Origin of the sequence: Methylomonas sp. MK1 (assembly GCF_000365425.1) — a bacterium.
GTDB lineage: Bacteria > Pseudomonadota > Gammaproteobacteria > Methylococcales > Methylomonadaceae > Methylomonas.
Window position 1 is genome coordinate 1,424,550 of sequence record NZ_AQOV01000001.1, and the last position, 13,835, is coordinate 1,438,384.

Genomic DNA, 13,835 nt, shown 5'->3' on the forward strand with positions numbered 1-13,835 from the left:
AAGGGCCGAGGGAATAAAAACTAAAACCAGCCCTCAAACATACTGCCCCGCACACCACCCCGAAGACCAAGCCCACTGAAAGTTATACCCCCCCAACCACCCCGTAACATCCAACACTTCCCCAACAAAATACAGCCCAGGCACTTGCAAACTCTGCATGGTTTTCGAGGAAATCGCATCGCAATCAACGCCGCCGACGGTTACCTCGGCAGTGCGATAGCCTTCTGTGGCGTTGGGTTTGATGGTCCAGTTATGCACTCTTTCCGCTATGGCGTTCAGGTCTTTGTCGGCGCAATTGGCGACGGTTATATCCAACTGCCGTTCGTCCAATAACGCTTGCAATAACCGTTTCGGTAAATATTCGGCCAATAGATTTTGAGTTTTTAACTTGCTGCCTTGCCGCCGCTTTTCTTTCAATGTTTCAGACAAATCCATGTCCGGTAACAAATCCAGTTGCAGCGTTTCGCCGGGATGCCAATACGAGGAAATTTGCAGGATGGCCGGACCGCTCAGACCGCGATGGGTGAATAAAATGTTTTCTTTGAAAGACTGTTGTTGATTGCTAGCCCGACACGGCACCGCGATACCGGTCAGCGGGGTAAATCGCTGTGTATCGTCCGGTTGCAGGGTTAACGGCACCAAGCCGGCTCGCGTCGGCCAGACTTTGATGCCGAATTGTTCAGCGACTTTATAACCAAACGGCGTGGCGCCCATTTTCGGTATGGATAGGCCGCCGCTGGCAATTACCAAGGCCGATGCTGAAATCACACCGTTGCTGGTGTGCAGTAAAAAATCGCCGTCGCTGCGCTTCTCCAATCGGTCCACCCGACAATTTAACTCCAGCGTCACGCCGGTTTGGCCGCATTCTTTCAACAGCGCATCCAGAATATCCTTGGCGCTGTTATCGCAAAACAATTGCCCATGCAATCGTTCGTGAAACGGGATTTGGTGGCGCTGTACAAAGCTCAAAAAGTCCCATTGTGTAAAGCGGCTAAGCGCAGACTTGCAGAAATGCGGGTTATTGGAAATGTAATTTTCCGGCGCTATGCTGTAGTTGGTGAAATTACACCGCCCGCCGCCGGACATCAGAATTTTCTTACCCGGCTTGTTGGCGTGTTCCACTATTTTCACCCGCCGACCGCGTTTCCCGGCTTCGATGGCGCACATTAAACCGGACGCGCCGGCTCCGACGATGATGACATCAAATTTATCCATGGCGCATAACTTGTAATGACTCGAAAAAATAGGTAAAAAGTGGGGTATTCTAACCGCAATACCCGGCATCCCGAGACGCCAACAAGGTACTCAAGGCGTTTCACTCAGCCATCACCCAACTTCAACACTTCGACAAGGCCATAATGACTCCAAAATACAGCTATTCATTCAATACGGGCGACGGCAAAAACAAGGCATTACTGGGCGGCAAAGGCGCAAACCTTTGCGAAATGACACAAATGGGCTTTAACGTGCCACCTGGCTTTGTCATCACCACGCAAACCTGCCTGACCTACCTGGAAAACAAGCAATTACCCAGCGATTTAATGGACGAAGTTCGGCAGCAAATCGTCGACATCGAACGCCTGAGCGGTAAAGCCTTCGGCGGCGCCAACGATCCGCTACTGGTTTCGGTACGTTCCGGCTCGGCCATCTCGATGCCGGGCATGATGGACACCATTCTAAACTTGGGCTTGAACAAGCAAACCCTGGCCGGTTTGATCGAAATGACCGATGACCCGCGCTTTGCCTACGATGCGTATCGGCGTTTCATTCAATTGTTCGGTAAGGTTGCGCTGGGCATCGAAGACGAGAAGTTCGATGTGCATTTCAACAACGTCAAACGCGCCGCCGGCATCAAAGCGGACGTGGCATTGACCGCCGACCAACTTCAGGAAATTAGCGAACTGTTCCTGACCGTTGTCCATGAAGAAACCGGCAGGCCGTTTCCGGAAGACGTTTACCAACAGCTGGAAATCGCCATTCGTGCGGTATTCAACTCCTGGCTGGGTAGACGCGCGGTGGATTACCGCCGTGAGTTTCACATCACACCGGACGTTGCCAACGGCACAGCGGTTAATATCGTCACGATGGTGTTCGGCAATATGGGCGACGACTGCGCCACCGGCGTTGGTTTTACCCGCAACCCCGGCACCGGCATCAACGAGATGTACGGCGAATATTTGGTCAATGCGCAAGGCGAAGACGTGGTAGCCGGCATCCGCACGCCTAAGCCGGTGCAGGAAATGGCCAAGGAAATGCCCGAGCAATACCGGCAACTGGTCGAGTTGCGGAATAAGCTGGAAGCGCATTATCACGAGGTACAGGACTACGAATACACCATCGAACGCGGCGTTTTGTATTGCCTGCAAACCCGTAACGGCAAAATGAACGCGACTGCGATGGTAAAAACCTCCATCGATATGGTTTCGGAAGGCCTGATTACTAAGGAACAAGCGTTGCTGCGGATCAACCCCGACATGTTGGAACAATTGCTGCATCCGCAATTGGCTCCCAATCACGAAGTCAAAGCCATTGCCCAGGGCTTACCGGCATCACCCGGCGCTGCCTGCGGCCATTGCGTATTCGACGCCGATACTGCCGTGCGTTTGGGCAAAACCGGCCAAGATTTGATCCTGCTCCGTGAGGAAACCAAGCCAGAAGACATTCATGGCTTTTTTGCCGCACAGGGTATCCTGACTAGCCGCGGCGGTAAAACTTCGCATGCAGCCGTGGTGGCCCGTGGCATGGGTAAAGCCTGCGTGGCTGGCGCCGAAGATATTAAAGTCGATGTGCGAGCCCGTTTAGCCATTGTTGGCGACATTCACATTAAAGAAGGCGATTTAATCACCATCGACGGCAGCAACGGCAATATCTATTTGGGCCGCATTCCGACTATTCCACCCTCTTTCTCCGAGGAACTAAAAACCTTGCTGGGCTGGGCTGACAGCATTGCTCGCTTACGTGTGCATGCTAATGTCGATACGCCGGAAACCGCTAGATTGGCCGTCAGTTACGGTGCCAAAGGCGTGGGCTTGTGCCGTACCGAACGCATGTTCAACGCCGCCGACCGTTTACCCTTGGTGGTAGATATGATTCTGGCGCACAACACCGAAGAGCGCGAAGCCGCATTGGCCAAGCTGTTCCCGATTCAGCGCGACGACTTCCAGCAGTTGTTTGAAGCCATGTCGCCGCACCCGGTTACCGTGCGCCTGCTCGACCCGCCGATGCACGAGTTTTTGCCTAACGAACATCAATTGATCGATGAGTTGGACGCGCTGAAACATTATCTGACCATCGTTAAAGGCCAGCGCGTTACGCTGGATACGTTGGCGCATCCAGCGGAAATGCCGGCGCCGTTCAATATGCTTAACGAAGACGTGATTTTGGAAGCGATCAGCAAAAAACAAATGATGCTGGACAAAGTGCTGGAGCTGTACGAAGTCAACCCGATGCTGGGTCATCGCGGCGTCAGGCTGGGCATGAGCTATCCGGAAATCTACAAAATGCAGATCCGCTCGATTTTGGAAGCGGCGGCACTTTGTGTCAAACAGAAGGTTCCGGTCGAGCCGGAAATCATGGTGCCGCAAGTGATCACCGCACAGGAATTGAAAACCGTGAAAACCTACGTTGACGAAATTCAAGCCGAAGTGGAAGCGCAATACAAACTCAAGCTCAACTTCAAATTCGGCACGATGATTGAAACAGTGCGGGCTTGTACCCGTGCCGACCGTCTGGCAGTGACAGCAGCCTTCTTCTCCTTCGGTACCAACGATTTAACCCAGGCCACCTTCTCGTTCTCGCGCGAAGATGCCGAAAACAAATTCCTCCCGCTGTACGAAGAATCCGGATTGCTGGAAGACAATCCGTTCGAAACCTTGGACGTCGAGGGTTTGGGCAAACTGATGAAAATGGCCGTGGAACTGGGTCGTCAGCAACGGCCGGATTTGAAAATCGGCATTTGCGGCGAGCACGGCGGGCATCCGCGCTCTATTCGTTTCGTGCATGATCTGGGCTTGAACTATGTATCGTGTTCGGCGCCGCGGATTCCGGTCGCTCGCTTGGCGGCCGCCCACGCCAAACTATTGGAAAAACATTCGTAAATACACCGCATGGCAAGGGCCGGTTAACCCCGGCCCATCAGTTCAAATTCGGCCTTTTCCAACCCGGTTTCTACCGGTGGCCTTGGCATCGTAAAGTGCCTGATCCGCCGCATGCAGCAAACTTTCGAAAGACAGGTCGTCACCCGGTACGATACTGGCAACGCCAAGACTGATAGTCACAAATTCGGAAACTTTAGAAGCCGGATGCGGTAAACGCATATTCTCGACAGCTTTACGCAGAATTTCGGCCAACACCATGATTTGCTCGGCATCACAGGCCGCGACCACACAAAACTCTTCGCCGCCGTAACGGGCAATCAAATCGCCCGGCCTTCTAAAGAAACGCTTCAAGGTTCTGGCCACTTGCCGCAAACAATGATCGCCTTCGATATGCCCTAGATTGTCGTTGTATAGCTTAAAGAAATCGATGTCTATCATGATCATCGAGATGGGATATTTATGCCGCAAGGCCCGCTTCCATTCCCTTTTTACAAAGGCATCGTAGTAACGACGATTTGGAAGCAGAGTCAGGGAATCCAGATAAGCCAGTTGCATACGGCTTTTGGCTTTATCCAGGCGCTGGCTTAGTCTGGCTTGCGCCAAATATGACAGCAGCAATACGATCAATCCGACGAACACCACAATCGCATGAGTGATGGTCAGATGCTCCAGGCGCTCGTTCACAAAGGCATCGATACTGGCGCTGGGAATACTGACACTAATGCCGCCGCGAATATCCCCCTCTCTGTAGCCTTGCCGCTGATGGCAAACGAGGCAACTCTGATCGACATGAAGCGGCGCCATATAACGATAAAAAGATTGCCCGTTGATAGTACCGATACTACTCACGCTTTTTTGACCTTGTTGAAAGGCCAACAACGCTTCAGACTCCCATTGGTCCGGCCGATTTTCCGGGCGAATCGGATTAAAACCGGTGATGTGAAAGGCAATGCCCGAGTCGTCGCTCATTTCAGCGAGTTGCCGAGTCATATAGGCAGGATTGATCAAAGTAAGCCGTTTACCATCCGTGGTTTCGACATCCCGGTACGGAACATCCAGGTAAGGATTGGGCTGAGTAGTTTCAGTAATAGGAACATAAACGCCACCGTGTAACGCATTCCATTTTCTGATCAGCACGATGTGATCGAAAAACATCTCGGCCTGCCGCGTGGCAATTTTTTGCGCGTACTGTTTGGTGTCCGTTACTTGCTGGTAAAGGTTCAGGCTAATCAACAAAATCCATAGCACTGCATAAACCAGGAATGTAATCCTTCTCATTTATTGCCATTGCCTCAAAAATACTTATAGCCGCTTCGCAAAAGTCTGCCAAGAAACCGCCAAACAACCATACTATGGCGCTCAACCGCGCGCCTTAAAATTACACAAACTCTATTTGGTAATCCGATTTGAAATGGGTTGTTTATGCTGGCACTATAACTTACCGCGTCCACAAAATGAATGAACCTAATCACCCTTTGTAAAATGACCGACAAAGCAATCTTCCCGGCACCCGAGCATGACCATAACGTATGCATCCACAAGGCGATAAGTGTAGCCGAACAACTTTGCTTAACACGCGGCGTGCAACTGACCCCCATCCGCCATAAGATTTTGGAGCTGATCTGGAACAGTCATAAGGCGGTTAAAGCATACGACTTGCTGGATCAAATCAGGCCGGTAAACGATGCCGCAAAACCCTCGACTGTCTACAGGGCTTTGGACTTTCTGTTGGAACAAGGCCTGATTCATCGGGTGGAGAGTTTAAATGCGTTCGTCGGCTGTCATTGCTCCGGCACCCAACACGATCAACTATTGTTAATCTGCACCGCGTGCCATACGGTGCAGGAACGCGCCGCACCTTCAGTACTCAGCGCGCTGTCCAAAGAACTTGGCGACGCCGGCTTCGTACCGCAACGTAAAACCATCGAAATTCATGGCTTATGCAAAACCTGCAACCCCACCAAAAATACTGAGGAAGAACAGGCTATTCAATAACCCGACAAATATTGACCTAGATCAACGCTTGTCCGGCAGAAAACTTTATATTAAGCCCATGTCACGCGTTTTCCTACCGTCGACATGATCCTCTTGAAAGATAGATGCTTCGGCGGGCGAGTTCTCTCTCCCGCCTTTTTTTTGCGATATTATCCTCTATAATCGCCGCCCTACCCGACACATCTATCCCCGCATGCTTACCGACAGTCAAAAAGCCATTCTTTTGCAAACCACATTAGATCCTAACGATATTGGTGAGCAACGTTTTTGCGAATTGTGCGAACAAGCGGATCTACTGAATACCGTCACGGACAACGAATTAGTCGCATTCCTGGAAATTGCCAACGCTTTGTATCGCGGCGGCGAACCGATTATCACCGATACCGATTACGATTTTGTGTATTTGGCTGAACTGAAAAAACGTCAGCCCGAGCATCCGCTGCTGCACACGGTCGAGCCAGAACCGGCATTCGCCGGCAAAACCGTCGATCTGCCGACCATCATGCTCTCCACCGACAAAGCTTATAGCCGCGACGAGGTGGAACGCTGGGCCGGCCGCATCGAAAAGGCGGCGTTGGAACTGGATAAAAACTTTGCCGAACTGATTTTTAAAGTCACCCCCAAACTCGATGGCTATGCGGCCTACGACGACGGCCAGATGCTGTATACCCGTGGTGACGGCCGCAAAGGCACCGACATTACCCGCGTATTCGAGCGCGGCTTGCAAGTCGCTAACCAAGGCCAACGCGGCCTGGGCGCCGGCGAAATCGTCGTCAGCCGCAGTTATTTCGACGCCAATCTGGCCGAGTTTTTCGACAATGCCCGTAACTTCCAGGCCAGCGTCATCAAGGAAAAGGAACTTGACGAGCACGCCGAACGCGCCATCGCCGATCATGCGGCGGTGTTTTATCCGTTTGCGATCCTGCCCTGCTGGAACGGCGTCTGGCAGGATCTGATCGACAACTTCGAAACCATCGTCAAAGACATCTGGCATAAGCTGGATTACGACGTCGACGGCGTGATTCTGGAAATCGTCGACGAGCAGCTCAAACAAGCGATGGGCGCCACCCGCCACCATCACCGCTGGCAACTGGCTTACAAAGAAAATCTGGAAACCGCCGAAGTCAACGTCATTGGCGTCACCCCGCAAACCTCGCGCTCCGGCCGTATCACCCCGGTCGCCGAGTTGGAACCGGTGCGCCTTAGCGGCGCCATGCTTTCCAGAGCTACCGCCCATCATTACAAAATGGTGCTGGATAAAGGCATCGGCCCCGGTGCGCTGATCCGCTTGGCTCGCTCAGGGGAAGTGATACCCAAAATCGAAGAAGTTCTGCGTCCCGCCAAGCCGGAATTACCCAGCGTTTGCCCCAGCTGCGGCCACGAACTGATTTGGGATAACGACTATCTGATCTGCCCCAACAACCTGGAATGCCCCGCGCAAATCAGCAATAGCATGGAACATTTCTTTCGGGTGCTGAAAAACAACGACGGCTTCGGGGCTGCGACCATCAAGAAGCTTTACGAAAACGAAATCCGAAGCGTCGACAAAATCTACGCCTTAACCGCCGCAGAATTCGAAAGCATGGGCTTTGGTCCCAAGCAATCACAAAACCTAGTTGATCAATTAGTCCGTAGCCGCAATGAAGCCATAGAAGACTGGCGCTTCCTATCCGCATTCGGCGTGTTTCGGATGGGCTTGGGCAACTGCGAACGGCTGTTGGCGCATTACAACTTGGCGGAGATTTTCAATCTAAGCGAAGCCGACATCGTCGCTATCGAAGGTTTCGCGGAAAAAACCGCAGCGGTCATCACGGAAGGCTTTGCCAAGATCAAACCCTTGTTCGACAGCCTGATGTCACTGGGTTTTAATCTCACCCCGACGCAAAACCAGGCTACCGACAACGCCCATCCGCTAGCCGGCAAAACCTTAGTGTTCACCGGCACCCTGCACACAGGCAGCCGCGACGACTTGAGCAAACAAGCCAAAGCCAAAGGTGCTAAGGTCGGTAGTTCGGTCTCGGCAAAAACCGACTATTTGGTAGCCGGCGACAATGTGGGCGCCAACAAAACCAACGCCGCTCGCGAAAAAGGCGTCAGTGTGATTACCGAGCAGGAATTTCTAAAATTACTGGAAGGAGCAGACGCATGAGCCGCAACCGCCCAGTGGTACTGTGTTTTTCCGGCCACGATCCTAGCGGGGGGGCCGGCGTGCAAGCCGATATCGAAGCCATCATCGGCCATCAATGTCACGCAACGAGCATCATCACCGCCTTAACCGAACAAGACAGCCGCAACGTCAAGAAGCTGATTCCACAACAGCCTGCGGACATTATCAATCAGGCCCAAACGCTGTTATCTGACTTTAAAGTCAGTGCATTCAAAATAGGTCTGATCGGCGACAAAAGCGTAGCCGAAGCGATTACGCAGATTTTGCGGCAACACCCAGCCATCCCGGTCGTACTGGACCCGGTGCTGACGGCAGGTGGTGGTACGGAATTGGCCAGCCAGCAATTGATTGACATCATCGTAGAGCAACTACTGCCGTTGACCACCTTATTAACCCCCAACAGCGAAGAAGCTCGCCGCCTATCCGGGCAAGACGATCTAGGCGACTGCGGCCGTGTATTGCAAGGTAAGGGGGCCGAATACGTGCTGATCACTGGCACGCACGAAAGCTCGGAGCTGGTGCATAACCGCTTGTACATGCCAGAAAATCTTCAAGAAACCTTCAACTGGGAGCGCTTACCACACAGCTATCACGGCTCGGGTTGCACACTGGCCAGCGCCAGCGCCGCGCTGCTGGCTCAAGGCCTGGATGTGTTTACTGCCGTTAGCGAAGCCCAGGAATTCACTTGGCAATCGTTGGCCGCAGCCTACCGACCGGGTCAAGGCCAATACAATCCTGATCGCTTATTTTGGGTAGAAGGATGAAAATGCCCCGCCGTGGTCTGTACGCCATCACCCAGCCCGAAAACAGAACGATCAACCAAGTGGTAAAAGACGTGGAAGCAGCCTTGCGCGGAGGCGCAAGCGTGATTCAATACCGCGATAAAAATCCGGTGGATGCAAAGCAACTTGCGGGTCAATTATTGACAATATGTCGCACCTACCATGTTCCCCTGTTAATCAATGACAGCATCGAGCTGGCATTGGCAGTTGGTGCGGACGGTGTGCATCTGGGCCGCAACGACGGCGAAGTTGCCGAAGCACGACGCTTGCTTGGACCCAATGCGATCATCGGCGTATCCTGTTACAACGATGTGGAAAAAGCGCTGAGTGTCGCGCAGGCCGGCGCGGATTACGTGGCATTTGGCCGCTTCTTCCCGTCCGGATCGAAACCTCTGGCTGCACCCGCCGAGATTGTCAGTCTGCAACGCGCCAAACAATCGATAGGTGTGCCCATAGTCGCTATCGGCGGGATTCTGCCGGAAAACGGTGGACAGCTATTGGCCGCTGGCGCAGACTTATTAGCGGTGATAGGCGGCATATTCGATCATGAACCGGAAAGCGCCGCGCGCGCCTACCAAGCCTTATTCAACCATCAACCGGAGTAAACCGCATGCCAGAACATGTCTATCAAAAAATCGAACTAACCGGCTCATCCAGCCTAGGCATCCAGCAAGCCATCGAGAACGCCGTCGCCAAAGCCGGCGAGACTATCCAGAATATGCGTTGGTTTGAAGTGGTAGAAACCCGCGGTCATATCGACAATGGCAAAGTAGCGCATTGGCAGGTGACCATTAAAGTGGGTTACACGCTGCCGCATTAGATCATGAGACGCCGCTAAAGCGAATATAACGTCTTAGCGGCGAGCTGGCGGCCCACACAAAGGCCTCGGAGTAGTAATGCATCAGGGCCAAATAACCCAGAAAACCCAAGGTTACGGCTTTGTAGATTTGTGTGGAAAACAGGGTTTGCAACAATACATTCACTAAATCGTCGCCATAAGCCTGCAACAAATAAGTCAAAACAAAAGACAGCAAGGGCAATACTAGCCAAACAGGTAATCGACATACCGCTGCCGCTCGGAACAAACTATTCTGCGGCTGTTCGCCGTGACGGTTCACATCGTGTGTCACGTAAAAACTATACGCGGTAATGTCGTGCACCAAGCGCGGCATCAAGATCGCCAGAAAATAATACTGCTGGCTGTACACATACCAACTGCTAGCGACTAACAGGGTATTTGCCCACAGAAAATACAGCCCAAACCGGCTGGGCACATAGCGTTGACACGCCAAGGTGCTAATCAACAATCCAACGGTCAGCACGCTGGCAACCTGTAACACCAGCGCGGCTTGCGCTGGCTCCAGGCTATTTTTTAGAAAAATGCCCATATAGATAAAAACCCCGGCACTGACGCTGAGCCACAACTGCAAGTAAAACGCCCAACTCGGCAAGCGACATACCGCCTTGGCGATGCCGTGCTGTTGTTTCAAAACATGGTAGACCGTCCAGCAGGCAGTGATAATGTATAGCGCGCGGTAAGGAATAAACAGACTGCCGATGCCGAAAAAAACCATGATGAACAAAGTCATGCCGATTAGTTTGCTCTTAAAGGCATGCAAATAGTCATGGTGGCTGACCAACAAGAGATTGCTAGCGATGATATGCGGGGTACCGAATAAAATTTGAAACAATAAAAAATGCGTTGGGCTACTGGGCAGCATATTGCGTAGCGCGAAATTAAAGCCGAATTTGTCTAACCAAAGCACCACTAAACACAGCGGCACAATTGCGTACAAACTCAGTAAAAAGCGGAAAGACACCGCCAGTTTATTGCTACTTTTTTGTTCGGGAAATGAAATGATCTGCGCAACCACGGTGCCACCTTTTTATTATTTTTAGGCAGCGGCTATTATCACCATTTTGAGTAATGACTCAATATCTATTTGATTTTTAACCGGTAAAGCGAGCGGGAATATTAATTTCGCTTGCCTTGCAAACCGCCGGTATGGATTGCCACTATCCGCTGCCCGGCGGGGAAATAGTCCCGTCGGATTAAATCGTAGAGCGCAAACAACAGCTTTCCGGTGTAAATCGGCTCCAGCTCGATGCCGTGCCGCCGTTGAAAATCCTGCATAAACGCCAACAAAACCGGCGTCGTTTTGGCGAAACCGCCGAAATGGTAATCCACTAGAATTCGCCGGTCTGCATGACTGGTCATTCTCTGCATTTCCAGTAATTGCTCAACATCGTTAATTAGAAAGTCGCCACCCTTCATCGCGGCTACGCCGATAGCGTGTTGAGCTAACGGCGAGGCCAGCAAGCCTGCTAGAGTGGTGCCGGTACCGCATGCTACGGCCAGTATGTCGAAATCGATTTCGATTTCATCGACCAGCTCGGCAACGCCTTGCAAAGCCAAGTATGTGGCTCCACCTTCCGGCAACCAATATTGGCCGGGCTGGAGTTCCGGTAAACTGTCGTGGCCTTGATAGCCACGCAACTGACGATAGTGGCTACGTGACACAAAACGCAGCTCCATGCCCCAGTCAAGCAGATCATTTAACGTCGGGTTGAGTTGCGGCGGCCTCTCACCGCGAATAAAGCCTATGGTTTTCAGCCCCAAAGCTTTACCGCTAAAAGCCAGGGCATGTAGGTGATTCGAATAGGCACCGCCCATGCTGACAATGCAATCGGCGCCAGCGTATAAGGCATGATTGAGGATATATTTGAGTTTGCGCCATTTATTGCCGGAGATAATCGGATGCAGCAAGTCGTCGCGCTTGATCCACAATTCCAACTGCCGGTCTGCTAATTCCGGGTCGTTAATCTTGGTCAGCGGCGCTGCGGCCAAACTGCGCTGCAAAGCCTTCAGACGCGGATGTAGAGCGATCACTGCGCTTGCTTGATGGCCCACGCCACATCCGCAGCCTGGCGGTTGGCTTTGACATCATGAACCCGGAACATCTGAACCCCCGCCATCACGCCCAACGCAGTGGTCACCGCGGTCGCAGTGACTAATTCGGCAGGTTCGCTGACATTGCAGATACTGCCCATGAAACGCTTGCGGCTGGTGCCCAGCAACACCGGGTAACCCAAATCGACAAAACTGCGCAAATGCGCCAAAAGATCGATATTGTCTTGCTTACCTTTGCCAAAACCAATGCCGGGATCTATAGCGATATTTTCTGCCAATACTCCAGCCGCCAACGCTTCGGCGATACGCTGTTGCAACACGGCGGTCACATCGGCTAGTACATCGTCGTAATACGGCTGGTCCTGCATGGTTTTCGGCGTACCCTGCATATGCATCAGTATGATGGGAACTTGAGCGGATGCCGCAAAAGCCAACATATTGGGATCGCCCTGACCGGCCGAGACGTCGTTGATGATATTCGCCCCCGCCACCACCGCTGCTGAAGCAACCTGGCTTAACGTGGTATCTATGCTGATTTGCACTTGAGGATAGCCAGCACGGATCGCAGTAATCACCGGCACCACCCGGCGAATTTGCTCATCCGCGGCAACTGGATCGGAACCGGGCCGAGTCGACTCACCGCCGACATCGATAATATCGGCACCTTCGGTTATCATTTTTTCAGCTTGCGCTATGGCTGCAGCCACGCCGGTAAATTTACCGCCATCGGAAAAACTATCGGGAGTGACGTTGAGTATCCCCATCAGTTGGGGACTATTGACAGCATTGAACATATTTGAAAACTCCTCGATAGCAGCAAACGCGTAGTTTACCGTTGTCGAGTCGTTTTTAGAATTTACCGGCTACCGTTTTACGCTATGCCGATAGCAGGCTGCCATCCCGCCGGGCGGCGGGATGGCGCTCAATCGTTAAACTCTTAGTAGCGCTTTAGCCAGTTTTTCTGAAAGCTGCTCTTCAACAAATTGTGGTTCGTTGGGTGGATACAGTTCGTCTTCTTCGATTTCGAACCCGCTTTCCTTAGCCAATAACAGCATTTCCTTAATCTTGACGCAGGCTTTCAGTTTTTCTTTCAGCCCCTCATCGCCTTTGGCTTTTTCAGAAAATTCTTTGATGACCTTAATTGACATTGATAACTCCGTGATAACTCTGAAGGTTGGATAAAACTCAAAGTTATCTAAGCAAAATAACGGCCAGTTTTTTTAAAAGCCGTTATTTCGTTTGCAGTTCAAGGTATTACCAAAAAAGTGTCGCCAAAAACGACAGCTATTCACCTACAATTCATGCGGCATTTGTAGCAAATACAACAATTGTCGGAGCGTATAGACATAGCCAACGACAGTAAATCTTTAGCCTTGTGTAGCAACCGTGCGATACGCAGAATGGTAATACAGTAATGGATCCCCTTCACGGCACACCACACTATCAACTTCACCAATAATCACCCAATGGCTACCGGCCTGAACTTGTTGCACTACCCGGCACTCCAGTACCGCCAAGGCTTCGCTCAAAATCGGCGCCCCGTTTTCGCCCACTTGCCAGGCGATACTGGCAAAGCGCTGTTCTTGGGTGGTACTACCGGCAAATTGATTGGATACGTCTTCTTGCGCGCTATTAAGAATATTGACTGCAAAGCGGCGGCTTTCCAGCAAGGCCGCGCCGGTATCGGTCGCTTGATTCAGACAGACCAGAATTTGCGGCGGATCCAAGGACACGCTGCTAAACGCGGTCGCGGTCATGCCTCTGGGCTGGTTGTCACGGCCCTGAGTCGTAACCACCGTTACGCCGCTGGCCCATAATTTAAGGGCATTTTTAAATTGTTTGGCTTCAACGCTCATAATTTTCTCTTAGATCCAATAGCGATA

At 52.0% G+C, this 13,835-nt stretch carries 13 protein-coding genes; 6 read left to right on the top strand and 7 right to left on the bottom strand.

The window, feature by feature from the left end:
- Window positions 1-33: 33 nt before the first annotated feature.
- Window positions 34-1,215 (bottom strand): NAD(P)/FAD-dependent oxidoreductase, encoded by a 1,182-nt coding sequence (locus G006_RS0106555; RefSeq protein WP_026146897.1) that lies wholly within the window; start codon window positions 1,213-1,215, stop codon window positions 34-36.
- A gap of 143 nt (window positions 1,216-1,358) precedes the next feature.
- On the opposite strand from G006_RS0106555, the gene ppdK reads away from it, so the two are divergent.
- Entirely contained in the window at window positions 1,359-4,097 is a 2,739-nt protein-coding gene (gene ppdK / locus G006_RS0106560) for a pyruvate, phosphate dikinase (RefSeq protein WP_020482381.1), read from the top strand.
- A 42-nt stretch (window positions 4,098-4,139) separates the two neighbouring features.
- On the opposite strand, the gene G006_RS0106565 is transcribed toward ppdK, so the two are convergent.
- Window positions 4,140-5,375 carry a diguanylate cyclase gene (locus tag G006_RS0106565; protein WP_033193912.1) on the bottom strand — a complete coding sequence of 412 codons (1,236 nt, stop codon included), beginning with the start codon at window positions 5,373-5,375 and terminating at the stop codon, window positions 4,140-4,142.
- 180 nt (window positions 5,376-5,555) lie between these two features.
- Between G006_RS0106565 and G006_RS0106570 the strand changes: the two genes are divergently transcribed.
- The 5 genes from G006_RS0106570 (at window position 5,556) to G006_RS0106590 (ending at window position 9,861) form a co-directional block, all read left to right on the top strand.
- The gene (locus G006_RS0106570) at window positions 5,556-6,092 is read left to right on the top strand and encodes a transcriptional repressor (protein WP_020482383.1); all 537 of its coding nucleotides are present in this window, start codon (window positions 5,556-5,558) and stop codon (window positions 6,090-6,092) included.
- A 193-nt stretch (window positions 6,093-6,285) separates the two neighbouring features.
- Window positions 6,286-8,241 carry a BRCT domain-containing protein gene (locus tag G006_RS0106575; RefSeq protein WP_020482384.1) on the top strand — a complete coding sequence of 652 codons (1,956 nt, stop codon included), beginning with the start codon at window positions 6,286-6,288 and terminating at the stop codon, window positions 8,239-8,241.
- Window positions 8,238-9,023 (top strand): bifunctional hydroxymethylpyrimidine kinase/phosphomethylpyrimidine kinase, encoded by a 786-nt coding sequence (gene thiD / locus G006_RS0106580; protein ID WP_020482385.1) that lies wholly within the window; start codon window positions 8,238-8,240, stop codon window positions 9,021-9,023. Before G006_RS0106575 ends, thiD begins: the two co-directional genes overlap by 4 nt.
- Complete coding sequence (gene thiE, locus G006_RS0106585; RefSeq protein ID WP_020482386.1) at window positions 9,020-9,646, top strand: thiamine phosphate synthase; 627 nt, start codon at window positions 9,020-9,022, stop codon at window positions 9,644-9,646. Before thiD ends, thiE begins: the two co-directional genes overlap by 4 nt.
- 5 nt (window positions 9,647-9,651) lie before the next feature.
- Window positions 9,652-9,861 (top strand): dodecin, encoded by a 210-nt coding sequence (locus G006_RS0106590; RefSeq protein WP_020482387.1) that lies wholly within the window; start codon window positions 9,652-9,654, stop codon window positions 9,859-9,861.
- Window position 9,862: 1 nt separating this feature from the next.
- Here G006_RS0106590 and G006_RS0106595 read toward each other — a convergent pair whose 3' ends face one another.
- The 5 genes from G006_RS0106595 to G006_RS0106615 all read right to left on the bottom strand — a co-directional run bounded on the left by G006_RS0106595 (window position 9,863) and on the right by G006_RS0106615 (window position 13,808).
- Entirely contained in the window at window positions 9,863-10,915 is a 1,053-nt protein-coding gene (locus tag G006_RS0106595; protein ID WP_020482388.1) for a hypothetical protein, read from the bottom strand.
- A 101-nt stretch (window positions 10,916-11,016) separates the two neighbouring features.
- Window positions 11,017-11,952 carry a 1-aminocyclopropane-1-carboxylate deaminase/D-cysteine desulfhydrase gene (locus G006_RS0106600; protein ID WP_020482389.1) on the bottom strand — a complete coding sequence of 312 codons (936 nt, stop codon included), beginning with the start codon at window positions 11,950-11,952 and terminating at the stop codon, window positions 11,017-11,019.
- On the bottom strand, window positions 11,928-12,746 hold the full coding sequence (gene folP / locus G006_RS0106605; protein ID WP_020482390.1) for a dihydropteroate synthase: 819 nt from the start codon (window positions 12,744-12,746) through the stop codon (window positions 11,928-11,930). The genes G006_RS0106600 and folP overlap by 25 nt, the downstream gene beginning before the upstream one ends.
- Window positions 12,747-12,881: 135 nt before the next feature.
- Window positions 12,882-13,100: a Nif11-like leader peptide family natural product precursor gene (locus tag G006_RS0106610; protein ID WP_020482391.1), complete on the bottom strand. Its 219-nt coding sequence runs from the start codon at window positions 13,098-13,100 to the stop codon at window positions 12,882-12,884.
- A gap of 219 nt (window positions 13,101-13,319) precedes the next feature.
- A complete protein-coding gene (locus G006_RS0106615; protein ID WP_020482392.1) occupies window positions 13,320-13,808 on the bottom strand; it encodes a flavin reductase family protein in 489 nt (162 codons plus the stop codon).
- Window positions 13,809-13,835: the final 27 nt, after the last annotated feature.

Excerpts from the sequence above, each read along its gene's own strand:
- G006_RS0106555 (WP_026146897.1), bottom strand. The coding sequence starts at position 1,215 with ATGGATAAATTTGATGTCATCATCGTCGGAGCCGGCGCGTCCGGTTTA.
- ppdK (WP_020482381.1), top strand. The coding sequence starts at position 1,359 with ATGACTCCAAAATACAGCTATTCATTCAATACGGGCGACGGCAAAAAC.
- G006_RS0106565 (WP_033193912.1), bottom strand. The coding sequence starts at position 5,375 with ATGAGAAGGATTACATTCCTGGTTTATGCAGTGCTATGGATTTTGTTG.
- G006_RS0106570 (WP_020482383.1), top strand. The coding sequence starts at position 5,556 with ATGAACCTAATCACCCTTTGTAAAATGACCGACAAAGCAATCTTCCCG.
- G006_RS0106575 (WP_020482384.1), top strand. The coding sequence starts at position 6,286 with ATGCTTACCGACAGTCAAAAAGCCATTCTTTTGCAAACCACATTAGAT.
- thiD (WP_020482385.1), top strand. The coding sequence starts at position 8,238 with ATGAGCCGCAACCGCCCAGTGGTACTGTGTTTTTCCGGCCACGATCCT.
- thiE (WP_020482386.1), top strand. The coding sequence starts at position 9,020 with ATGAAAATGCCCCGCCGTGGTCTGTACGCCATCACCCAGCCCGAAAAC.
- G006_RS0106590 (WP_020482387.1), top strand. The coding sequence starts at position 9,652 with ATGCCAGAACATGTCTATCAAAAAATCGAACTAACCGGCTCATCCAGC.
- folP (WP_020482390.1), bottom strand. The coding sequence starts at position 12,746 with ATGTTCAATGCTGTCAATAGTCCCCAACTGATGGGGATACTCAACGTC.
- G006_RS0106610 (WP_020482391.1), bottom strand. The coding sequence starts at position 13,100 with ATGTCAATTAAGGTCATCAAAGAATTTTCTGAAAAAGCCAAAGGCGAT.
- G006_RS0106615 (WP_020482392.1), bottom strand. The coding sequence starts at position 13,808 with ATGAGCGTTGAAGCCAAACAATTTAAAAATGCCCTTAAATTATGGGCC.